Genomic DNA, 21,328 nt, shown 5'->3' on the forward strand with positions numbered 1-21,328 from the left:
TGGTGTTTGCGAACTGATGCCCCGGTTTGCGGAACTCGGGGGAAGGACTGCTCAGGGTTGGAAAGTGCCTGACGCGATGCCCACCGTGAACGATAACAATCAGCCTCTTGCAGTCATCGGAGCGTTTAGGGGCTGCTCGGACCGCAAGAACTTCTAGGAAAACCAAAGAAAAAGAGCGCTCACCTTGAGCGCTCTTTTTTGTATAGCAACAAGTCCAATCTATACCTAGGCGACATTCGCATGTATAGGTCTTCTTTACCCGTTGAATTCGAGTTTACGACTTTACAGTTACAAATGACCGTCCCGCAAACCCGCATGAATGCTAGAGGTCTGTTTACGACTTTATTTGCGAGTTTACGACTTTAATTACCCGGATTAGCGTCGGCCCATAGCGCGCCGGTCATTCGACCGTCACGCTCTTGGCGAGGTTTCGGGGCTTGTCCACATCCGTCCCGCGCGCGCAGGCGGTGTGGTAGGCCAGCAGTTGCAGCGGCAGCACGTGCAGGATGGGTGACAGGGCGCCGTAATGCTCGGGCATGCGAATGACGTGGATGCCCTCACTGCTTTCGATGTGCGTGTCGGCATCGGCCAGCACATAGAGCACGCCGCCGCGGGCGCGCACTTCCTGCATGTTGCTCTTGAGCTTCTCCAGCAGCGCATCGTTCGGTGCCACGGTGACCACGGGCATGCTGCTGGTCACCAGCGCCAGCGGGCCATGCTTGAGTTCGCCAGCCGGGTAGGCCTCGGCGTGGATGTAGCTGATCTCCTTGAGCTTGAGCGCGCCCTCCAGCGCAATGGGGTAGTGCAAGCCCCGGCCCAGGAAGAGTGCGTTTTCCATGCGGGCAAAGTCTTCCGCCCAGCCCATGACTTGCGGCTCCAGCGCCAGCACGGCCTGCAGAGCCACGGGCAGATGGCGCATGGTCTGGAGGTGTTCAGCCTCTTGCGCTTCACTCAGGCGCCCACGTGACTGCGCCAGGGCCAGCGTCAGCAGGAACAGGCCTGCCAGTTGGGTGGTGAAGGCCTTGGTGCTGGCCACGCCGATTTCGACCCCGGCGCGGGTGATGTAGGCCAGCTCGCACTCGCGCACCATGGCGCTGGTGGCCACGTTGCAGATGGTGAGGGTGTGGCGCATGCCCAGGCTCTGGGCGTGGCGCAGCGCGGCCAGGGTGTCGGCGGTTTCGCCGCTCTGGCTGATGACCACGACCAGGGTACGCGGGTCGGGCACGCTGGTACGGTAGCGGTATTCGCTGGCCACCTCCACCTGGGTCGGGATGCCGGCGATGTCCTCCAGCCAGTACTTGGCCGTGCAGCCGCTGTAGTAGCTGGTGCCGCAGGCCAGGATGAGCACGCGGTCGATTTCCTTGAATACGCGCCAGGCGGCGGTGCTCTGCTTGCCGTCCTGGGCCAGGCCATCGAACAGCTCGGGCACGATGCCCTGCACACCTTCGAGCGTGTCGGCAATGGCGCGCGGCTGCTCAAAGATTTCTTTCTGCATGTAGTGCCGATACGGCCCCAGTTCGGCCGCGCCGCTGAAGGCCTGCACGGTGCGCACAGGGCGCTGCGCAGGCGTGAGCGGCGCGCGGTCTTTGCCCACGATCCAGTAGCGGCCCAGTTGCAGGTCCACCAGGTCGCCTTCTTCCAGGTACACGATCTGGTCGGTGACACCCGCCAGGGCCATGGCATCGCTGGCCAGGAAATGCTCGGCACCGTCCTGCCCCACGCCCAGGATGAGCGGCGAACCGGCGCGTGCACCCACCACGCGGTGCGGCTCGTCCTTGTGCAACACGGCTATGGCGTAGGCGCCGCGCAGCTCGGCAATGGCCGCCTGTACCGCTTGGAACAAATCACCGTCGTAGTGGCTGTCCACCAGGTGGGCGATGACCTCGGTGTCTGTCTGGCTGGCAAAGACATAGCCACGCGCCTGCAGTTGCGTGCGCAGCTCCTCGTGGTTTTCGATGATGCCGTTGTGCACCAGGGCCACACGGCCGGGGCGCTGCGCGCCATCCGCGGCTGCCTCGGCGCCGGGTCCAACGCTGAAATGCGGGTGCGCGTTGTGCACCGCCGGTGCACCATGCGTGGCCCAGCGCGTGTGGGCAATGCCGGTGGCGCCTTCGATGTGCTCGCTGTGCACCTGCACCAGCAACTCGGCCACGCGGGCCGTGCTGCGTGCGCGCTGCAAGCCTGCAGGCCGCGCGACATCGGGGCTGGCGGCATGCACCGCCAGGCCGCAGGAGTCGTAGCCGCGGTATTCCAGCCGCTGCAGGCCTTGCACAAGAATGGGAACGATGTTGCGCCGTGATACCGCGCCGACGATGCCGCACATGGTTTTCTCCTGCCTGGTGGAATGCAATGGCGCGATGGTAGGCAGAGAAATGCAAAATTTCAGATTGATTTTCTTTTGTTTTTGAAATTTAATTTCAATCAATCAACCGCATGTAATTTTTGATCAAAAGGCTAAACAGTATGGAAGAAATGGTCTTGGATGCCGTGGACCTGAAGCTGCTGGACCTGCTGCAGGACGATGCCACGCGCAGCAACCAATGGCTGGCCGAGCAGGTGCATGTGTCACCCCCCACCTGCCTGCGGCGCGTGCGGCGCCTGCACGAATGCGGGCTGATCGAGCGGCAGGTGGCCATTGTCCAGCCCGAGCGGCTGGCTGCCCTGCAAGGGCACGGGCTGGCGTGCATCGTGGAGGTGTCGCTCGACCGCCAGGGCGCCGAGTGGCTGGACGCCTTCGAGGCCCGCGCCGTGCAGGAGCCCGGCGTGCAGCAATGCTGGCGCGTGTCACCGGGGCCGGACTTTGTGCTCGTGCTGCACACGCACGACATGCCCGCCTACCTGGCGCTGGCGCAGCGCCTGTTCACGGGCGACGCCAATGTGCGCAATGTGAAGGCCTTTTTTGCTACCAAACGAGCAAAATTTTTGACAAAAGTGGCTGTAACGCCCGTCAAATAAGCGCCAGTAGCTATTATATTTATAGCATTACAGCAGGCCAGCACACACTGACCGTGCAGCCCGCACCAGGCGCCGCCTGCGCGCTTACGGTGCCGCCGTGGCGCTGGGCGATGGCGCGCACGGCCGCCAGGCCGCAACCCACGCCGTCGAACTCGCTCTCGCGGTGCAGGCGCTGGAAGATGCCGAACAGCGCCTGCGCGCGCGCGGGGTCAAATCCCACGCCGTTGTCCTGTACGCACAGGGTGCAGTGCCCGTCTGCGCCGCATTCGGCGGTCACGCGGATCTGGGCCGGGCTGCGCGCTTGCGTGAACTTGAGCGCATTGCCGATCAGCTCGGCCAACAGTTGGCGCAGCAAGGCAGGGTCGCCCTGCACGGTAGGCCAGGGGCCATCTGCCTGCCACTGCACCGTGCGGTCTGCGCAGCGCGGCGCCAGGGCCTCGCGCACTTCGTGCACCAGCGCCCCCAGGTCCACGGTCTGCGGCGTGAACGGTGCGCGCGCAATGCGCGCCAGTTGCAGCAGGCCGTCGAGCATGCGGCCCATGCGGCGGGCAGACTGGTCCATGGTGGCCAGAAATTCCAGCGCCTCCTGGCGGGTGGCTGCGTCCAGGCCAGGCGCCTCCTGCAACAGCTCATGCACCAGCGGGCCGAAGGAGGTGATGTGGCGCAGCGGTGCGCGCAGGTCGTGCGACACGGCGTGCGTCCACGCCTGCAGCGCGGCGCCTTGCTCCGCCAGTTGCTGATCGCGCTGCGCCAGCAAGGTGCGCAGTGCGGGGGCGTCGAGTGCGTCGTACCGATCCGCTCCCGGCTCGGGGCACCCGGAAGACTCCGACGGGGCCGACGGCACTGCGCTCATGGCTTGGGCTGCTTGGTGGGGCGCTGCCAGTTCGCAATGGCCACTTGCTTGCCGCGCGCCACAGCCAGGGCGCCTGCAGGCACGTCCTTGGTGATGGTGGAGCCGCCACCCACCGTGGCCCCGGCGCCCAGGGTGACAGGCGCCACCAGCACGCAATTGCTGCCCACATGCACATCGGCCTCGATCACAGTGCGGTGCTTGTTGGCGCCGTCGTAGTTGGCGGTGATGCTGCCCGCGCCGTAGTTCACGCGCTCGCCCACGCTGGCGTCGCCCAGGTAGGCCAGGTGGTTGGCCTTGGCACCATCGGCGAGCTGGGAGTTCTTCACCTCCACGAAGTTGCCGATGTGCACCTCGCGCCCCAGCACGGCGCCAGGACGCAGGCGTGCAAACGGGCCGACGAGCGCACCCGCGCCCACGCTGGCACCGAGCTTCTCGCCGTCGATGTGGGTGTATGGGTGGATGACGGCGCCCGCCGCAATGCGCGCGTTGGCAATGCAGCAGTGCGCGCCCACCTGCACGCCTTCGCCCAGCTCCACGGCGCCGGTGAAGATGCAGCCCACATCGATCTCGACATCCTGCCCGCAGCGCAGCTGGCCGCGCACGCCGGAGCGCGCGTCGTCGCGCAGGTCAAAGCGTGCGGGGTCCAGCAGGCGCACGCCCTGCTCCATCAGCGCGCGCGCCTGGCGCAGTTGGTGGGCGCGCTCCAGCTCGGCCAGTTGCAGGGGGCTGTTCACGCCCGCGACCTGCAGCGCATCGTCGATGCGGTGGGCCGCCACCGGCAGCCCTTCGGCCACGGCCATGGCGACGATGTCGGTCAGGTAGTACTCGCCCTGGGCGTTGTGGTTGGTCAGGCGCGCCAGCCAGGGCTTGAGCAGGCGCGCAGGCACGGCCATGATGCCGCTGTAGATCTCATCGATGGCACGCTGGGCTTCGCTCGCGTCCTTGTGCTCGACGATGCCCGCCACCTGCCCTGCGCCATCGCGCAGGATGCGGCCGTAGCCCGTGGGGTCGGGCAGGCGCACGGTCAGCAGCGCCAGCTGCCCCCCCGCCTGCGACGCGGCCACCAGCGCGCGCAGTGTGTCGGCCTGGGTCAGCGGAACGTCGCCCGAGAGCACCACCACCGTGCCGTCATCCGCCAGGCAGGGTACGGCCTGCTGCACGGCGTGGCCGGTGCCCAGCTGCGGCTCCTGGCGCACAAACTTCAGGTCATATTGGCCTACAACGCTCGCCAGTCCTGCGGTAGCCGCTTCAACTTCTGTAGCACCATGACCGGTGATGACGATGGCGCTGCGCGCCTGCAAATGCGCAGCCTGGTCGAGCACGTGGTGCAACAACGGGCGGCCCGCCAGGCGCTGCAGCACCTTGGGCGTGCGGCTTTTCATGCGCGTGCCCTTGCCGGCCGCCATGATGAGGATGTCTATGGGTGTCATGGGATGGTGCGGATGCTAGTGTAGTGTTGCACTCTGATTGGTACTTTCAGCCAGTGGCCAAGGGGTCAGTTGCTAGGCGCAGGGGCGCAGGCATAACGGGTTACGTCAAGCCACTGCAACAACGCAGATGGCCCCTTGGCCACTGGCCCCAAGGGAGCCCCGAAAAAGCCGCCCAGCGTTGTTGCAGCCCTTGGCAAGGGCACCACCATTGCCTGCGCGCTGCGCCTAGCCGGGCAGCTTTTTCGGGGCTCTGAAAGTGCCAATCAGAGTGAAACACTACACCAGGTGCGGCGCACACCGACGCGCGACCGCGGTGGCCCGGATTATCCGCTGTGCAGTCCCCAGGGAATGCGCCGCGCCGCACCCCGGGCGAGCAGCGAAGCCACCCAGGGGCGTGCCAACGCCCATACCGCCAGCCCCAGCAGGCCTTTGGCCAGTCGTCCTGCGGCGTCCAGCAAGACCAGGCCCGCCTGGCCCAGGTCGCGCGCCGGTGCAGCCACGGTCTGCCGCCAATCGAGCGGTGCCACAGCCGCTGCGGGCAGCGCCGCCCACCGCCAAGCCAGCGCCGGCCCACCACCGGGCTGTGGCCAGGCTTCAAGCACGGCGTGGCTGTGGGCAGGCAGCACAACGCACTCCCCTGCGTGCAGCACCATGTCGGTGGAGGGCTGTCCGGCCGCTGACACCGTCAGCCAGGCCCGCCCCTGGACCAGGGTCAAACGGCCACTGCTGCGCGGGTGCAAGGACAGCGCCCGGCCGGGCAGCAAGCCCCAGCTCCCCGCCGGGGGCAGCAGGCTCTGGGAACCGAGGGAAGGGATCGTGTCGCACATGACAGCTCCTTTTGCATCAATGAAGCCACATGATCCGCCGCCAGCGCTTGGCAGTCCAATGAATTGACGCTAGGCTATTGATTCCCTAATCGCATCAATTGCACCATGAGCACCCTTGCATCGGCCAGCCCGGTACTGCGCACCCGCCCCGTGGGGGTGGGCCACTGGCGCGCCTTCCTCTGCGTGGCGCGGCACCTGAACTTTCGGGCTGCGGCCGAGGAACTGGCACTCACCCAGTCAGCGGTGAGCCGCCAGATCCAGGCGCTGGAGGACGAGGTGGGCATCGCCCTCTTCCTGCGCCACACGCGCGCGGTGGAACTGACCAGCGCCGGTGCGCAGTTGCTGCGCACCGTGGGCCCGGCGGTCGAACGCATGGACGCGGCCGTGCGCCAGGTGCGCCAAACGGCGGGGCGCAAGAGCGTGGCGATCACCACCTGGTCGAGCTTTGCGTCGATGTGGCTGATCCCGCGCATGGAAGCCTTCCAGCAAGCGCATCCGGACATCGACATCCGCATCGACGCCAGCGACAGCCACACCGACCTGGACACCGCGGACCTGGACCTGGCGCTGCGCTACAGCGCGCCCGGCCCGCGCGTGCACGGCGGCGAGCGCTTGTTTGGCGAGCAATTGGCCGTGGTGGCCAGCCCCTGGCTGCTGAAAAGCGCAGCGCCGGTGCGCCAGAGCAGCGATCTGGAGCAGTTCACCCTGATCGAGGCCGGGGATGCGCACCGCAGCACGCACCTGCAATGGCTGTCATGGCGGCGCTGGTTCGACGCGCAGGGCTGCCCGCTGCTGCAGCCCCAGCGCTGGCTCTATTTCAACTACGCGCACCAGATCGTGCAGGCCGCCCTGGCCGGCCAGGGCCTGGCCCTGGCGCGCCTGCCACTGGTGGCCGATGCGCTGGCCAGTGGTGACCTGGTGGAGGTGCTGCCGGGCACGCGGCTGGACTCGCCACTGGCCTATTGGCTGCTGCTGGGCCCGCGCAGCCGCCAGCGCCCGGAGGCTCAGGCTTTTACGGCCTGGCTGCGCCAGGAGGCTGGCGCCACGCGCCGTTTTCTGGGCGAGGGCTCTGAAAACGCCGATCAAGCGTAACGCTTGTTGCGCAGGTTCTCTTTCATCTGCTGCAAGATGGGCTGCAGCGAACTGCCGATGCGCAAGGCCACGCATGTCACCAGCACATCGATGATGAGCAGGTGCAGCAGGCGCGAAACCATGGGGCTGTAGCGGTCGTAGCCCTCGGGATGATCGGCCGAGAGGTGGATGAGGCACGCGCTGGCCAGAGGCGAGCCACTGGCGGTGATGGCGATGGTGGTGGCGCCGTTCTTGCGCGCAATGTCGGCCGCGTCCATCAGGTCGCGCGTGCGGCCCGAGTTGGAGATGATCACCAGGCAATCGCCCGGCCCCAGCAGCGTGGCACTCATCACCTGCATGTGGCCGTCACTGGTGGCGTTGCAGGTCACGCCCAGGCGGAAGAACTTGTGCTGCGCGTCCTGGGCCACGATACCCGAGTTGCCCGCACCGTAGAACTCGATGCGCTTGCCCATCTTCCAGGTGTCGGCAATAGCGCTGGCCGCGCGCTCTATGGCCACGGTGCTGGCCGCGTTGCGGTACTGCAGGAAGGCGGCGACCGCGTTGTCCACCACTTTCACCAGCACGTCACCCGTCTTGTCGTCAGCGTCCACACTGCGGTGGATGAACGGCACGCCCTCGCTCACGCTGCCCGCGAGCTTGAGCTTGAAGTCGGCCAACCCGTCGTAACCCATGCTGCGGCAAAAGCGCACCACGGTGGGCTTGCTCACATGGGCGCGCTCGGCCAGTTCGCGCACGGGCAGACGGGCAAAGGCGCGTGGGTCTTGCAGTACCAGTTTCCCCACACGCTGCTCGGCCGGGGCCAGAGAGGGCAGGGATGCGGTGATTCGATCCAGCATGGTGTTGGTAGGGGTGTGCGGGCACTTGTGAATGTAACGCCGTTTCATGGCAACCCTGCGCCAGAGGGAGGCATACACTTGAGGGTTGCGCAGCGCCCGCAGCGGCGCCACACAAACCCTTGAGGATTTGCATGAACCAGCTCGAAGCACTCAAACAGTTCACCACCGTGGTGGCCGACACCGGCGACTTCCGCCAACTGGCCCAGTTCCAGCCGCGCGACGCCACCACCAACCCTTCGCTGATCCTCAAGGCCGTGCAAAAGCCCGAATACGCACCGCTGCTGCAGTCCACCGTGCAGCGCTGGAAGGGCCGCCCCATGGACGAAGTCATCGACCGCCTGCTGGTGCGCTTCGGCGGCGAGATCCTCTCCACCATTCCGGGCCGTGTGTCCACCGAGGTCGATGCACGGCTGAGCTTCGACACCAGCGCCACTGTGTCGCGGGCCGAGCGCATCATCGAGCTGTACCAGGCCGAGGGCATCCACATCGACCGCGTGCTCATCAAGATCGCCGCCACCTGGGAAGGCATCGAGGCCGCACGCAAGCTCGAGAGCAAGGGCATCCACACCAACCTCACACTGCTGTTCTCTTTTGTGCAGGCAGTGGCCTGTGGCCAGGCCAAGGTACAGCTCATCTCGCCCTTTGTCGGCCGCATCTACGACTGGTACAAAAAACAGGCGGGCGCAAGCTGGGATGAGGTCGCCATGGCCGGTGCCAACGACCCCGGCGTGCAGTCGGTGCGTCGCATCTTCAACCACTACAAGCGCTTTGGCGTGGCGACCGAGGTCATGGGTGCGAGCTTCCGCAACGTGGGCCAGATCATCGCGCTGGCGGGCTGCGATCTGCTGACCATTGCGCCCGAGCTGCTGGCGCAACTGGCACAGTCCGACGCACCGGTGGCCCGCGCTCTGGACGCAGAGGCCGCACGCTCCATGGACCTGCCCGCGGTGCAGTACGACGAAGCGGGCTTTCGCTATGCACTCAACGAAGACGCCATGGCCACGGAGAAACTGGCCGAGGGCATCCGCGCGTTTGCGGTGGACACAGTCAAGCTCGAACAGATCATCCTGGCGGCCTGAAGCCACAGACACCCCGGCGGGGCGCACGCGCCCTAGTTACACTTGAGCATCGCGCCCGCGCGGCGGGCCACAGGATACCGATTCATGCATTCAGTCGTCATCAGCGGCACGGGTCTTTACCAGCCGCCCCACACCATCACCAACGCCGAGCTGGTGGAATCCTTCAACCGCTACGTGGACCTGCAGAATGCCCAGCATGCCACCGAGATTGCCGCAGGCACGCGCGAGCCGCTGCAGCACTCCAGCGTGGAGTTCATCGAGAAGGCATCGGGCATCAAACAGCGTTATGTGCTCGAAAAATCCGGCATCCTCGACCCGACACGCATGTACCCGCGCTTGCAGGAGCGGCCTGACGACCAACTCTCGCTGATGGGCGAGCTCGCCGTGGCCGCGTCCCAGCAGGCGCTGCAGCAGGCGGGCAAGACCGGCGCCGACATCGACGCCGTGCTGTGTGCGGCCTCCAACATGCAGCGCGCCTACCCCGCCATGGCCGTGGAAATCCAGCAGGCCCTGGGTGCTGGCGGCTATGGCTTCGACATGAACGTCGCCTGCTCGTCGGCCACTTTTGCCATTGAGCAGGCCGTCAACGCCGTACGCACGGGCAGTGCAAAGTGCGTTCTGGTGGTCAACCCCGAGATCACCTCGGGCCACCAGGCCTGGAACGACCGCGACTGCCACTTCATCTTTGGCGACGTCTGCACGGCAGTGATCGTCGAACGCGCCGACACGGCCACCGCCGCCGACGCCTGGGAGGTGCTGGGCACGCGCCTGGCAACCCAGTTCTCCAACAACATCCGCAACAACTTCGGCTTTCTCAATCGCAGCGAGGACAGTGACCCGAACGCACGCGACAAGACCTTCCGCCAGGAAGGCCGCAAGGTGTTCAAGGAGGTGGTGCCCATTGCGGCCGCCCACATCGAAGGCCACCTGAGCGACCTGGGCCACGCACCCAGCGCCGTGCGCCGCTACTGGCTGCACCAGGCCAACCAAGGCATGAACCAGCTCGTCATCAAGAAGCTGGCGGGCGACGCCAGCGCCGATCTGGCGCCACTGATTCTGGATGAGTTCGCCAACACCGCCTCGGCGGGTTCCATCATCGCCTTCCACAAGCACCGCGCCGACCTGGCGGCAGGCGATGTGGGCGTGATCTGCTCCTTTGGCGCTGGTTACTCGGTGGGCAGCGTCGTGCTGCGCAAGCGCTAACCCCACAGACTCCATGGCCGCCGCCTTTCCACGGTGCGACGAAACGCCGCAGTGGGCGCAACTGCGTGCGCACCATGCGGCGCAGGGGGCGCGCTTTGATTTGCGCCATGCCTTTGCCGAAGACACGCAGCGCTTTGCGCATTTCAGCCAAGAGGCACCCCAGGTATTTGCCGACCTGTCCAAAAACCTGTGGGACCAAAAGACTGAAGCCCTGCTGCTGGACATGGCAAGCGCCTGCGGCCTGGCGCAGCGGCGCGACGCCATGCTGGCGGGGCAGCGCATCAACACCACCGAGAACCGGCCCGTACTGCACACCCTGTTGCGCCGCCCTGCCGGGCTAGAGCTGCCGGGTGACGAGCCCTGGTTGCCCCAGGCACTGCAGCAGGTGCACGCCACGCTGCAGGCCATGCTCGACTGCGCCGAGGCGCTGCGCAACGACCCCACCATCACCGATGTGGTGAACATCGGCATCGGCGGCTCGGACCTGGGGCCGCAAATGGCGGTGCTGGCGTTGGAGCAGTTCCGCGTTCCGGGCAAGCGCTTTCATTTCGTCTCCAACATCGATGGCCACGAACTCAAGCGCGTGCTGCGTGCGGTACGGCCCGAAAGCACGGTCTTCCTGGTGGCCTCCAAAACCTTCACCACGCCGGAGACCATGACCAATGCCCGCTCGGCGCTCGACTGGTTTGTGGCCCAGGGAGGGCAGGATGTGGCGCGGCACTTTGTGGCGCTGACCTGCAACGTGGAGGCGGCGTGCCAATGGGGCATCACCACCACCTTCGGGTTCTGGGACTGGGTCGGCGGACGCTATTCGCTCTGGTCGGCCATCGGCATGCCCATCGCCATCGCGATCGGAGCCGAGGGTTTTCGCATGCTGCTGGCGGGTGCGCATGCCATGGACGAGCATTTCCGCACCGCGCCACTGACCACCAACCTACCGGTGCGCCTGGCACTGCTGGATGTCTGGTACCGCAACTTCCTGGGTTTTTCCAGCCGCTGTATCGCCCCGTACCACGCGGGCCTGCGCCGCCTGGCGGCGCATTGGCAACAACTGGAAATGGAAAGCAACGGCAAGCGTGTGGACCAAACAGGGCGCACCCTGCCCTTTGCGACCTCACCGGTGCTCTGGGGTGAGCCTGGGAGCAACGGGCAGCATGCCTTTTTTCAGATGTTGCACCAGGGCACCGACGTGCTGCCGCTGGAAATCGTGGCGGTGCGCCAATCGGCACACGGCCTGCCCGGTCACCACGAGATGCTGCTGGCCAACGCCCTGGCGCAAGCCCAGGCATTGATGCTGGGCCGCGCCAGCGACTGCGGGCACCGCCATTTCCCGGGCAACCGCCCCAGCACCTTTTTGTTGCTCGACGCGCTCACACCCACATCGCTGGGAGCACTGATCGCTCTGCAAGAGCACCGGGTGTTTGTGAGCGGCGCCCTGTGGGGCATCAACAGTTTTGACCAGTGGGGCGTGGAGCTGGGCAAGGTGCTGGCCAACGACCTGCAACAGCGTTTGGCCAGTGGCAACGTCGAGGGGCTGGACGCCTCGACTGCCGGCATGCTGTGCCGCCTGCGGCAGGATGGCTCCCACTGACACGCGCGGTGTCTGGACCAGAGAAACCCTCCAACCGCGTTCAGGTCGTGGAGCGGTAGATACGCGCCGCCGAGCCCGCCTGCCCATAGGTAGGGGCCGGTTCGGCAGGAGGCAGGATGGAAGCGGCCTGCCGATCCACCAACGCCCCCAGGCGAGCAAGCTGCTCACGCTGCATGGCAAGCTGATTGCTCACCGCCTGCATGCGTGGCCGCAAGGCCTCGGGCCAGGGCTGGCCTTGCAAGCCACGGCTTGCCTGGATCAAGGCGTCCAGGTCTCTGCGCAGCTGCGCGCTGGATTGCTCCGCCGCCAAAGCATCGGCCGCCACAAGGGCGGCCGACATCTTTGCGAGTTGCTGTTCAACGGCTTGGAGCGCGGCTTCGGGCGTCATGGGCTGGAGTGTAGTGCCAGCAGGGCCTCCGTGGTACAGAAGGTTGCATCCCTGCAAGGCGTTGCCGCCGTGACCCATTCCATGGGCCGCCAAACGCTCAAATCTTGGTGCGCGAGAGGAATTCCTGGCTGTTGGCCAGCATTTTGTCGGCCACGACCTCGGCATCGACCTTGAACGTGCCGTTTTCGATGGCAGCGCGCACGGCCTTGACCTTGCCGGCGTCAAAATCGCCCTGCACCCGGGCTGCATTGTCCAAACCCTGGGCCGCCTTGGACAGCGTGACGGGCACGCCGGCCGACGCCACTGCGGCAGCAGCCGCTGCGCTGCCTGCAGGTGCCGCACCTGTGCTGGCAGCTGGCACGGCCTTGGCTTGGCTCTTGGCCGCCGCACCGGGCGAGAGACCGCCCGGCATTTCCGGTGTTTGTCCTATTTTCATCGCTTGCTCCTAGGGCTCTGGCAACACAGGGCCCGGTAGCAATGTTTTCGACCCGCTGGACGCAGACTTTAGCGGTATTTCCCAAAAAACACCTAAAGTTGGGCGCTTATCGTCCCATCATCAAGCACAATACCCTGAATTATTCTGCCATTAGTCATTCTGACGCGCACAGTTTGGCCCACGGCCCCGGCAGACATGGCCTGCCCCGCCGCCGTGATGGCAAAGCCGGGTCCCTGCGCTTGCACCCGTACCTGGGCGCCATGGGTGAACAATTGCGGCGCCTTGACCATGGATTGGCGCAAGGCCTGCCCTGCCTGCAGCGGCTGTGCCGCCACCTGCCCCACCCACAGCGCGGGGTCGGCGAGCACGGGGGAGTGCGAAGCCGCCCAATCGACTTCGGCCTGGACGGCGTCGGCAGCCGTCAACACTGCCCCCGAAGCCACATTGCCCGCCAGCACCCACGCCGGGCCGTAGGCCTTGACCGTGACGGGAAGGAACACATTCCAGCGGGTGGCACCCTCCACACAACGCAACCCCAGGCGTGTGCGGCCCCACAGCCGGCCTCCGGTGGGCAAATAGGGCTCTGCGCGCGCACAGGGCGCCAGGCGCAAATGGGGATCCAGCGAACCGACGGTGACTTCCAAGCGAAGGGGGGATGTTTCGGCCAGCCCGCTGCTGCGCAAGGCTTCGTCGGCCCAGCGTTGCGCGACCTGGCTCCAATCCATCTGGGCGTGGGCCTGCATTCCCGTCAAGGCCAAGGCCATGAGACACAGCACGCGGGCCGCCAGGCGGTACAGCGCCACCGGCGGGAGGGTCTGGAAAGGAACAATGGAACGTTGCATGGCGGCTCTCCCGCAGTGGCTTGCGCGGCCCGCGCAGTGCGGCCGTACGTGGGGAATCGTCGAAGCCCGGTCATCGTCTGCGCTGTGCCTCGAACACTGATGAGCACTTTAGGCCCGATGAGGGCCGACGAAGCGGCAAATTGCGCACCCATCACCACGTTCTTCGGGCTTTAGAAAAGTGGGGGCATTTCCATAATCAGCCCATGCCGGAAGTCCGACTGGACACTCCGGCGCCGTGCAATCCGTGGTGCGAGGTCCCCATGCTAGACAAGATGACGAACCGGCTCGATTTCCAAGGCAAGGCCCTGGTGCTGCGTGCCGAGCGCCAGCGCGTCATTGCCAGCAACATCGCCAACGCCGATACCCCAGGCTACGTGGGCCGGGACATGAAATTCAGCGAGGCGCTGCGCGCAGCCACAGGAACCGAACCCAAGACCTTGGCAACCACAGGCGGAACGCCCGCCGCTGCCGACGCGCGGCACTTTGCCCTCTCGTCCACCCTGCCCAGCAGCCAGAACGGCAAGCTCGGCTACACGGTGCAAACCCAGCCCTCTCTGGACCAGAACACCGTGGACATGGACCGAGAACGCGCCAATTTTGTGGACAACGCCGTGCGCTACGAGGCCACGCTGCGCTTCTTCAACGGCCAGGCCAAGACCATGCTCAGCGCCATCACCGGCCAGTGATGGCAGCAGAAAGCGAAATTCATCATGTCGATGTTCTCCATCTTCAACGTCTCGGGCAGCGCGGTCAGCGCGCAGTCCCAACGCCTCAACGTGGTCGCCAGCAACCTGGCCAACGTCGATGCCGTGGCCGGCCCCGACGGCAAGGCCTACAAGGCGCGCCAGGTGGTTTTCCAAACCCAGGCCATGGGACCGGACAACGCCGCCGGGGTGCGCGTATCCGCCGTCAAGGAAAGCGAAACCCCTGGACGCCGCGTGCACGACCCCAGCCACCCGGCTGCCGACGAGGAAGGCTACGTGACCCACTCCAACGTCAATGCCGTGGACGAGATGGTCAACATGATCTCGGCCTCGCGCTCGTACCAGAACAACGTCGAGGTCATGAACACGGCCAAGTCGCTGCTGCTCAAGACACTGCAGATCGGCCAGTGATTTCGGGAGACACACCATGTTCATGACCCCCATTGACACCAGCGCGCTGGATGCCGGCAGAACCACCACGGCGGCCCAATCCAACAACGCCTCGGACGCTGCCCAGTCACAGGACCGTTTTCTCAAGCTCCTGGTTGCGCAGCTCAACAACCAGGACCCGATGAACCCGCTGGACAACGCGCAGATGACCTCGCAGATCGCGCAGATCAACACGGTCACCGGCATCCAGCAGCTCAACGACACCGTCAAGGGCATGATGAACCAGTTTGCCGCCCAGCAATTGATGCAGGCCGGCAGCATGGTGGGCCGCCAGGTGCTGGTGGAGGGCAACACCCTGGCCATCGACAGCACCACCGACAAGGCGGGCGGCGTCTTCGACCTGGCCGGCTCTGCCGCCTCGGTCACCGTGCAGGTGCTGGACCCCAATGGCAAGCAGGTGGGCACCGTGGAAATGGGCCCGCTCAAGGCCGGGCGCTACAACTTCGACTGGGACACCTCGGACTATGAAGGCGCCACCCCGCTGCGCTTCAAGGTGGTGGCGGCCAATGGCGAGACGGCGGTGGCGTCCACCGCACTGATGCGCGACAAGGTCAGCGCCGTCAGCATGGACAACGGCACCCTGTACCTGCAACTCGAAGGCGGCGGCACCGCCAACTACAACGGCATCAAGGCCATTCTGTAATTACTGCGAAGGAGCTTCCACCATGGCATTCCAGCACGGCCTCTCGGGCCTCAACGCCGCCAGCAAGAACCTGGACGTGATCGGCCACAACATCGCCAACGCCAATACCACCGGTTTCAAGGCCTCACGTGCCGAGTTCGCCGACATGGTGGCCTCCGCCATCGGCGGCGCGGGCGGCAGCAACGTGGGCATTGGCGTGCAGGTGGCTGCCGTGGCGCAGCAGTTCTCGCAAGGCAACCTCACGGTCACCGGCAACACGCTGGACGTGGCCATCAACGGCAGCGGCTTTTTCATGCTGCAGCAGCCCGATGGCTCCTCGGCCTACACCCGCGCGGGCAACTTCAAGCTCGACAAGGACGGCGACCTCAAGACCAACAGTGGCGCGCGGGTGCTGGGCTATCCGATCGATCCGGCCACCGGACTGCGCACGGCCACCGTCCCAGGCCCGCTGAACTTCCCCTCGTCCCAGCCGATTGCGGCCAAGCAGACCACCACGGTCACGGCCGCCTTCAACCTGGATGCGCGCGCCTACGACGCCGCCGGCGTGCCTGCCACCCCCGGCCCACCACCCACACCGGCCATTCCACCCACGCCCCGTGCCACCTATGGCACCTCGATCAATGTGTTCGACAGCCAGGGCGTGGCCGTCCCCGTGACCCTGTACTTCCAGAAGACAGCCACGGACAACGAGTGGGAGGTGTACGACTCGCTCGACCTTGCGGCACCCTCCAGGGGCACCATCACGTTTGACAACAACGGCGCCATCACGGGCCCCGTGGCCCCCGCGCCCGCCACGGGCTTTGGGCTGACGCTGTCGGTGGACCCTTCGCCACCCAACCCCAACAACCTGCCGGCCTTCAACGTGCTGGTGAACCTGGACGACGTGACCCAGTTCGGCAGCAAGTTTGCCGTGTCCGACCTGAGCCAGGACGGCTATGCCTCGGGCGAGCTCACGGGCATCAACATCGAGGCCAGCGGCATGATCATGGCGCGCTACTCCAACGGCATGACGCGTGCCGAAGGCCAGGTGGCGCTGGCCAACTTCCGCAACCCGCAGGGCCTGATGGCCGTGGGCAACAACAACTGGGTCGAGACCTTCGAGTCGGGCCAGCCCGTCATGGGCACCCCCACCGATGGCAACTTCGGCGCCCTGCGCTCGGGTGCGCTGGAAGACTCCAACGTGGACCTCACGGCCGAGTTGGTCAACATGATGACGGCGCAGCGCACCTACCAGGCCAATGCGCAAACCATCAAGACCCAGGACCAGGTGATGTCCACCCTGGTGAATTTGCGATGAACCCCCTGAGCGGCTGCGCCGCTTCCCCCCTTCTCTCGCGCTTCGCGCGGGAGGGAGGACGCCGCCAACGCTGCGGGGCGGCCCTTGCGCGGCGGCCCGCGCTTCGGCCACGCCAGATTCAGGCGCAGCGGACGACGCGCAGCACGGCAAGCCACTGAAAAGAAAGCGACGCCATGGACCGCATCATCTACACCACCATGACCGGCGCCAACGCGGCCGCGCATCGGCAGGCCGTGCTGTCCCACAACCTGGCCAATGCGTCCACGCCGGGGTTCCGCGCCGAGATGTCCACCTTCCGTTCGGTGCCGCTGCAGGGCGACGGCGCCAGTACCCGGGTGTTTGCGCTGGAGGCCACCTCGGGCCACCGCGACATTTCCGGCCCGGCCCAGCGCACAGGCCGCAGCCTGGACGCCATGGCCATGGGCAACGCCTGGTTTGCGGTCCAGGGCGCGGATGGCACCGAGGCCTACACGCGCGCAGGCTCCTTTGAAGTGTCGGCCACCGGCCAGTTGCTGACCTCCACCGGTCGGCCCGTGCTGTCCGACGGCGGCGCGCCCATCGACATTCCGCCAGGGGCCGAAGTCTCGCTGGGCAGCGACGGCACCGTGACGGCACGCACCGGCGGGCAGGCGCCGCAGGCCGTGGGGCGCCTCAAGCTGGCCACCCCCACGCCGGAAGACCCGCTCAAGCGCGGCGACGACGGGCTGTTCCGAGCCACGTCAGGCGAGCCCATTCCCAACGATGCCAACGCCCGCATGGCCAGCGGCACGCTGGAAGGCTCGAACGTCAACGCCGTCGAATGCATGGTGGGCATGATCGCCGCCTCGCGCCAATTCGAGCAACAGATGCGACTGCTGCAAACCGCAGAAACCAACGACAAAACGGCCAGCCAACTGCTGGGCATGAACGGCTAAGCGCCACCCGCCAGGAGATACCGCCATGATGAATTCCCTCTGGATTGCCAAGACCGGCATGACTGCCCAGCAAACACAGCTGGACGTGATCTCGCACAACCTGGCCAACGTCTCGACCACGGGCTTCAAGCGCAACAACGCGGTGTTCGAAGACCTGATCTACCAGAACCTACGCCAGGTGGGTGCCAACACCACCGAGCAAAACCAGTTGCCCACCGGCCTGCACCTGGGCCTGGGCGTGCGCACCGTGGCCACCAGCCGCAACTTCACCCAGGGTTCGCTGCAGGAAACCAAGAACAGCCTGGACGTGGCCATCAACGGCAACGGCTTCTTCGAGGTCACCATGCCCGACGGCACCATCGGCTACACGCGCGATGGCTCCTTCCAGGTGGACGCCCAGGGCCGCGTGGTCACCTCCAGCGGTCTGCCGGTGGCCAACGGCATTACCGTACCGCAAGGGGCCACCAGCATCAGCATCAGCGCGGACGGCGTGGTCTCCGCCATCGTGGCAGGCAACACCCAGCCGCAACAGTTGGGCAGCCTGGCCATGTCCAGTTTCATCAACCCCGCGGGCCTGGAGCCCGTGGGCCAGAACCTGTTCAAGGAATCGGCCGCCTCGGGCCAGCCGCAACAGGGCACGCCCGGCACCAACGGGCTGGGCTTCATCAAGCAGGGGTTCCTGGAGTCGTCCAACATCAACGTGGTGGAAGAGCTGGTCAACATGATCCAGACCCAGCGCGCCTACGAGATGAATTCCAAAGCCATCCAGACCAGCGACCAGATGCTGGCCAAGCTCAGCCAGCTCTGAACCTCTCTTGCGCCACGGAGCCACACCATGAAACGCCTGCTCTCCCCCTCTGCCCTGCGCCTGGGCGCCCTGCTGTGCGCCGCCTGGCTGGCCGGTTGCGCCAGCCTCTCGCCCGCCCCGCCGGTGGACGTGCTGCCCACCACGCCGCCAGCGCTCACCACCCAGCCGCGCATGGCTCCGCAGCCTGCCACGGGCAGCCTGTTCCAGCAGGCCAGCTACCGCCCCATGTTCGAAGACCGGCGCGCGCGCATGGTGGGCGATATGGTGACGATTCAGATCGTCGAGAACATCACCGCCAGCCAGAAGTCCTCTTCCACCGTGGACCGCAGTTCCGATGTGTCCGGCGGCATCACGGCGCTGCCGTTCGTGGGCTCCACCTTCACCGACAAGACCAAGCTGGCCGCCAAGTCGGGCAATGCCTTTGCCGGCAAAGGCGGCACCGAGAGTGCCAACAAGTTCGAGGGCTCGATCACGACGACCGTCATCGACGTGCTGCCCAACGGCCACCTGGTGGTGGCGGGTGAAAAGCAGATCGGCGTGAACCAGAACGTGGACGTGCTGCGTTTCTCCGGCACGGTGGACCCGCGCTTGCTGCAGCCCGGCAGCATCGTCAACTCGACCCAAGTGGCCAATGTGCGCGTGGAGTCGCGCGGCCGCGGGGCCCAGAGTGAGGCCCAGATCATGGGCTGGCTGGGCCGCTTTTTCATGACCATTCTGCCGTTTTGAGCATTCATTTGCTATCATTTTCATAGCTTGCAGCGCTTGATCAATAAGCGCTGCAGGCATTTTTTGCTTGTATTTTTGGGGCAACAGGTGGGTGCGGGCAGCAGCCCCGCCACTGCACCAAATGGCCGGTGAAGGAGCCGCTTTTCGGGTTTTAGAAATCCCGCATCGCTCCCACAATCAAAGCCATGCAAGCCACGCCCCACTCCTTCCGCTGGAACGTCCGCCGCCTACTCTGGCCGCTGCTGGCCGTGCTGGCGCTGTGCGCTGCCTGGCCCGCCCAGGCGCTGCGCATCAAGGAAGTGGCGGCCGTGCAGGGCGTGCGCAGCAACCAGCTCACCGGCTACGGCCTGGTGGTGGGGCTGGACGGCACGGGCGACCAGACCACGCAGATGCCCTACACCACACAGTCGCTGCAGAACTACCTGCAGAACATGGGCGTGAGCCTGCCGCCCAACTTGACGGGCCAGTTGCAGCTCAAGAACGTGGCGGCCGTGATCGTGACGGCGCAACTGCCCGCCTTTGCGCAACCGGGCCAGTTTGTGGATGTGAACGTGTCCTCCATGGGCAACGCCAAGTCGCTCAAGGGCGGCATGTTGATTGCCACGCCGCTGCGCGGCGCCGACGGCGAAATCTACGCCCTGGCGCAAGGCAGCCTGGTGGTGGGTGGCGCGGGCGCGTCCTCGGGTGGCAGCAAGGTGCAGATCAACCACCTGAGTGCCGGGCGCATTCCGCAAGGGGCGCAGGTGGAGCGCTCGGTGCCCACGCCGCTGCACGAGGGCGACAGCGTCACGCTCGGGCTCAACGCATCCGATTTTCAAACCGCACGCCGCGTGGCGCAGGCCATCAACGCCCGCATGGGCGAGGGCCGTGCCCAGGCCCTGGACGGACGCACGGTGCAGGTGCGCGCGCCCAACGACCCCAACGCCCGCGTCAATTTCATTGCCGAGCTGGAGGAGTTGCCCATCGAATCCATGGTGCCCTCGGCCAAGGTGGTGATCAATGCGCGCACCGGCTCGGTGGTGCTGAACCAGGCCGTCACGCTGGGGCCCTGCGCCATTGCGCACGGCAACCTGTCCATCGTCATCAGCAGCCGCCCGGTCATCAGCCAGCCCGCACCGCTGTCACAGGGCCAGACGGTGGTCACACAGCAAAGCGATATCCAGATCAACCAGGACCCGGGCAACATCATCCAAATGCCAGCTTCGGCGCAGTTGTCCGACGTGGTGCGCGCGCTCAACGGGCTGGGCGCCACGCCGCAAGACCTGTTGGCCATTCTGCAGGCCATCAAGGCCGCAGGTGCGCTCAACGCGGAGTTGGAGGTGATCTAGCATGGCCTTCTCCCTGTCCTCCTCGCACCCCCTGCACGCTGGCCAAGGGCTGGCGGCGGACGTGCAGTCGCTGCAAAACCTCAAGCGCGACGCCACCCAGAACGACCCCGCCGCCACCAAGGAGGCAGCGCGCCAGTTCGAGTCGCTGTTCATGCGCGAGATGATCAAGAGCATGCGCGAGGCCACCATGAAATCCGGCCTGCTCGACGGCGCCCATGGCGACCTGGGCACGGACATGCTGGACCAGCAACTCTCGGTGCAGATGTCGGGCCAACCCGGCGGGCTGTCCGAGATCATTGCCCGCCAGTTGGCGCAGGCCATGGGCGTGGAACCTGCGGCAGCCAGCCATGCCACCACCCCTTCCACCCTGAGCCTGGGCGGAGCCCTCAAAAACAACGCGCCCACATCCGGCCCAATCACCACCACCACCACCCCCGCCCCCGCCGGGCGCGACGCCTTCGTCCAGCACCTGAGCGGAACCGCCGAGCGCGTGGCGCAGGAGAGCGGCATCCCCGCCGCCTTCATGCTGGGCCAGGCAGGCCACGAAACCGGCTGGGGCAAGAGCGCCATCAAGAAGGCCGATGGCAGCGACTCGTTCAACCTGTTCGGCATCAAGGCCACCAAGGGCTGGACAGGCAAGGTGGCCGAGGTGACCACCACCGAGTACATCGATGGCAAACCACGCAAGGTGACGGCCAAGTTCCGCGCCTACGACTCCTACGAAGAGTCGTTCCGGGACTACGCACGACTCATCAAGGAAAGCCCACGCTACGAGAAAGCCGAGTCCGTCGCCAAAACAGGCTCGGCCGTGGCCTACGCGGCCGCGCTGCAGAAGGCGGGCTACGCCACCGATCCCGAGTACGCCAGAAAGCTCAGCGGCGCGATCCAGAGCGCGCTGCGCGCCATGGCTTGATATGGAACACCCC

At 66.0% G+C, this 21,328-nt stretch carries 22 protein-coding genes; 14 read left to right on the forward strand and 8 right to left on the reverse strand.

Annotated elements, in window-relative coordinates:
• Positions 1-400: 400 nt before the first annotated feature.
• Positions 401-2,323: a glutamine--fructose-6-phosphate transaminase (isomerizing) gene (gene glmS, locus MJ602_RS07960; RefSeq protein ID WP_243020286.1), complete on the reverse strand. Its 1,923-nt coding sequence runs from the start codon at positions 2,321-2,323 to the stop codon at positions 401-403.
• A gap of 140 nt (positions 2,324-2,463) precedes the next feature.
• On the opposite strand from glmS, the gene MJ602_RS07965 reads away from it, so the two are divergent.
• Complete coding sequence (locus MJ602_RS07965) at positions 2,464-2,955, forward strand: Lrp/AsnC family transcriptional regulator (protein ID WP_243020287.1); 492 nt, start codon at positions 2,464-2,466, stop codon at positions 2,953-2,955.
• 19 nt (positions 2,956-2,974) lie between these two features.
• Here MJ602_RS07965 and MJ602_RS07970 read toward each other — a convergent pair whose 3' ends face one another.
• From MJ602_RS07970 to MJ602_RS07980, 3 genes are all read right to left on the reverse strand, one after another.
• Positions 2,975-3,808, reverse strand: coding sequence for a sensor histidine kinase (locus MJ602_RS07970; RefSeq protein ID WP_243020288.1), 834 nt, complete (start codon positions 3,806-3,808; stop codon positions 2,975-2,977).
• Positions 3,805-5,238 (reverse strand): bifunctional UDP-N-acetylglucosamine diphosphorylase/glucosamine-1-phosphate N-acetyltransferase GlmU, encoded by a 1,434-nt coding sequence (gene glmU, locus MJ602_RS07975; RefSeq protein WP_243020289.1) that lies wholly within the window; start codon positions 5,236-5,238, stop codon positions 3,805-3,807. The genes MJ602_RS07970 and glmU overlap by 4 nt, the downstream gene beginning before the upstream one ends.
• Before the next feature lie 323 nt (positions 5,239-5,561).
• A complete protein-coding gene (locus tag MJ602_RS07980) occupies positions 5,562-6,065 on the reverse strand; it encodes a DUF2917 domain-containing protein (RefSeq protein ID WP_243020290.1) in 504 nt (167 codons plus the stop codon).
• 105 nt (positions 6,066-6,170) lie between these two features.
• Here MJ602_RS07980 and MJ602_RS07985 point away from each other — a divergent pair, with 105 nt between their 5' ends.
• Positions 6,171-7,157: a LysR substrate-binding domain-containing protein gene (locus MJ602_RS07985; protein ID WP_243020291.1), complete on the forward strand. Its 987-nt coding sequence runs from the start codon at positions 6,171-6,173 to the stop codon at positions 7,155-7,157.
• Here the strand turns inward: MJ602_RS07985 and MJ602_RS07990 are convergent.
• Positions 7,148-7,993 (reverse strand): MurR/RpiR family transcriptional regulator, encoded by an 846-nt coding sequence (locus MJ602_RS07990; RefSeq protein ID WP_243020292.1) that lies wholly within the window; start codon positions 7,991-7,993, stop codon positions 7,148-7,150. The genes MJ602_RS07985 and MJ602_RS07990 overlap by 10 nt on opposite strands.
• Before the next feature lie 131 nt (positions 7,994-8,124).
• Between MJ602_RS07990 and tal the strand changes: the two genes are divergently transcribed.
• The 3 genes from tal (at position 8,125) to pgi (ending at position 11,866) form a co-directional block, all read left to right on the forward strand.
• Positions 8,125-9,072, forward strand: a complete 948-nt coding sequence (gene tal / locus MJ602_RS07995) for a transaldolase (protein ID WP_243020293.1) — start codon at positions 8,125-8,127, stop codon at positions 9,070-9,072.
• Between the two features lie 84 nt (positions 9,073-9,156).
• Positions 9,157-10,275 (forward strand): beta-ketoacyl-ACP synthase III, encoded by a 1,119-nt coding sequence (locus MJ602_RS08000; RefSeq protein ID WP_243020294.1) that lies wholly within the window; start codon positions 9,157-9,159, stop codon positions 10,273-10,275.
• A 13-nt stretch (positions 10,276-10,288) separates the two neighbouring features.
• Entirely contained in the window at positions 10,289-11,866 is a 1,578-nt protein-coding gene (pgi, locus tag MJ602_RS08005) for a glucose-6-phosphate isomerase (RefSeq protein WP_243020295.1), read from the forward strand.
• 40 nt (positions 11,867-11,906) lie between these two features.
• Here the strand turns inward: pgi and MJ602_RS08010 are convergent, their stop codons facing one another.
• The 3 genes from MJ602_RS08010 to flgA all read right to left on the reverse strand — a co-directional run bounded on the left by MJ602_RS08010 (position 11,907) and on the right by flgA (position 13,532).
• Positions 11,907-12,254 carry a hypothetical protein gene (locus MJ602_RS08010; protein WP_162015134.1) on the reverse strand — a complete coding sequence of 116 codons (348 nt, stop codon included), beginning with the start codon at positions 12,252-12,254 and terminating at the stop codon, positions 11,907-11,909.
• A gap of 97 nt (positions 12,255-12,351) precedes the next feature.
• Positions 12,352-12,690 carry a flagellar biosynthesis anti-sigma factor FlgM gene (gene flgM, locus MJ602_RS08015; RefSeq protein WP_162015133.1) on the reverse strand — a complete coding sequence of 113 codons (339 nt, stop codon included), beginning with the start codon at positions 12,688-12,690 and terminating at the stop codon, positions 12,352-12,354.
• Positions 12,691-12,782: 92 nt separating this feature from the next.
• Positions 12,783-13,532: a flagellar basal body P-ring formation chaperone FlgA gene (gene flgA / locus MJ602_RS08020; protein WP_423246696.1), complete on the reverse strand. Its 750-nt coding sequence runs from the start codon at positions 13,530-13,532 to the stop codon at positions 12,783-12,785.
• Positions 13,533-13,792: 260 nt separating this feature from the next.
• Here flgA and flgB point away from each other — a divergent pair, with 260 nt between their 5' ends.
• From flgB to flgJ, 9 genes are all read left to right on the forward strand, one after another.
• The gene (gene flgB, locus MJ602_RS08025; RefSeq protein WP_243020296.1) at positions 13,793-14,218 is read left to right on the forward strand and encodes a flagellar basal body rod protein FlgB; all 426 of its coding nucleotides are present in this window, start codon (positions 13,793-13,795) and stop codon (positions 14,216-14,218) included.
• Positions 14,219-14,242: 24 nt separating this feature from the next.
• Positions 14,243-14,647 carry a flagellar basal body rod protein FlgC gene (gene flgC, locus MJ602_RS08030; RefSeq protein WP_243020297.1) on the forward strand — a complete coding sequence of 135 codons (405 nt, stop codon included), beginning with the start codon at positions 14,243-14,245 and terminating at the stop codon, positions 14,645-14,647.
• A gap of 16 nt (positions 14,648-14,663) precedes the next feature.
• Positions 14,664-15,329 carry a flagellar hook assembly protein FlgD gene (locus MJ602_RS08035; RefSeq protein ID WP_162015129.1) on the forward strand — a complete coding sequence of 222 codons (666 nt, stop codon included), beginning with the start codon at positions 14,664-14,666 and terminating at the stop codon, positions 15,327-15,329.
• A 22-nt stretch (positions 15,330-15,351) separates the two neighbouring features.
• The gene (gene flgE, locus MJ602_RS08040; RefSeq protein WP_243020298.1) at positions 15,352-16,626 is read left to right on the forward strand and encodes a flagellar hook protein FlgE; all 1,275 of its coding nucleotides are present in this window, start codon (positions 15,352-15,354) and stop codon (positions 16,624-16,626) included.
• Positions 16,627-16,799: 173 nt separating this feature from the next.
• Entirely contained in the window at positions 16,800-17,540 is a 741-nt protein-coding gene (gene flgF / locus MJ602_RS08045; protein WP_162015127.1) for a flagellar basal-body rod protein FlgF, read from the forward strand.
• A gap of 25 nt (positions 17,541-17,565) precedes the next feature.
• A complete protein-coding gene (gene flgG / locus MJ602_RS08050; RefSeq protein ID WP_162015126.1) occupies positions 17,566-18,348 on the forward strand; it encodes a flagellar basal-body rod protein FlgG in 783 nt (260 codons plus the stop codon).
• 27 nt (positions 18,349-18,375) lie between these two features.
• Positions 18,376-19,074 (forward strand): flagellar basal body L-ring protein FlgH, encoded by a 699-nt coding sequence (locus MJ602_RS08055; protein ID WP_162015125.1) that lies wholly within the window; start codon positions 18,376-18,378, stop codon positions 19,072-19,074.
• A 185-nt stretch (positions 19,075-19,259) separates the two neighbouring features.
• Positions 19,260-20,402: a flagellar basal body P-ring protein FlgI gene (locus tag MJ602_RS08060; protein ID WP_243020299.1), complete on the forward strand. Its 1,143-nt coding sequence runs from the start codon at positions 19,260-19,262 to the stop codon at positions 20,400-20,402.
• A 1-nt stretch (position 20,403) separates the two neighbouring features.
• Positions 20,404-21,315, forward strand: a complete 912-nt coding sequence (flgJ, locus tag MJ602_RS08065; protein WP_243020300.1) for a flagellar assembly peptidoglycan hydrolase FlgJ — start codon at positions 20,404-20,406, stop codon at positions 21,313-21,315.
• Positions 21,316-21,328: the final 13 nt, after the last annotated feature.

This window comes from Simplicispira sedimenti (genome assembly GCF_022760965.1).
GTDB classification, from domain to species: domain Bacteria; phylum Pseudomonadota; class Gammaproteobacteria; order Burkholderiales; family Burkholderiaceae_C; genus Simplicispira; species Simplicispira sedimenti.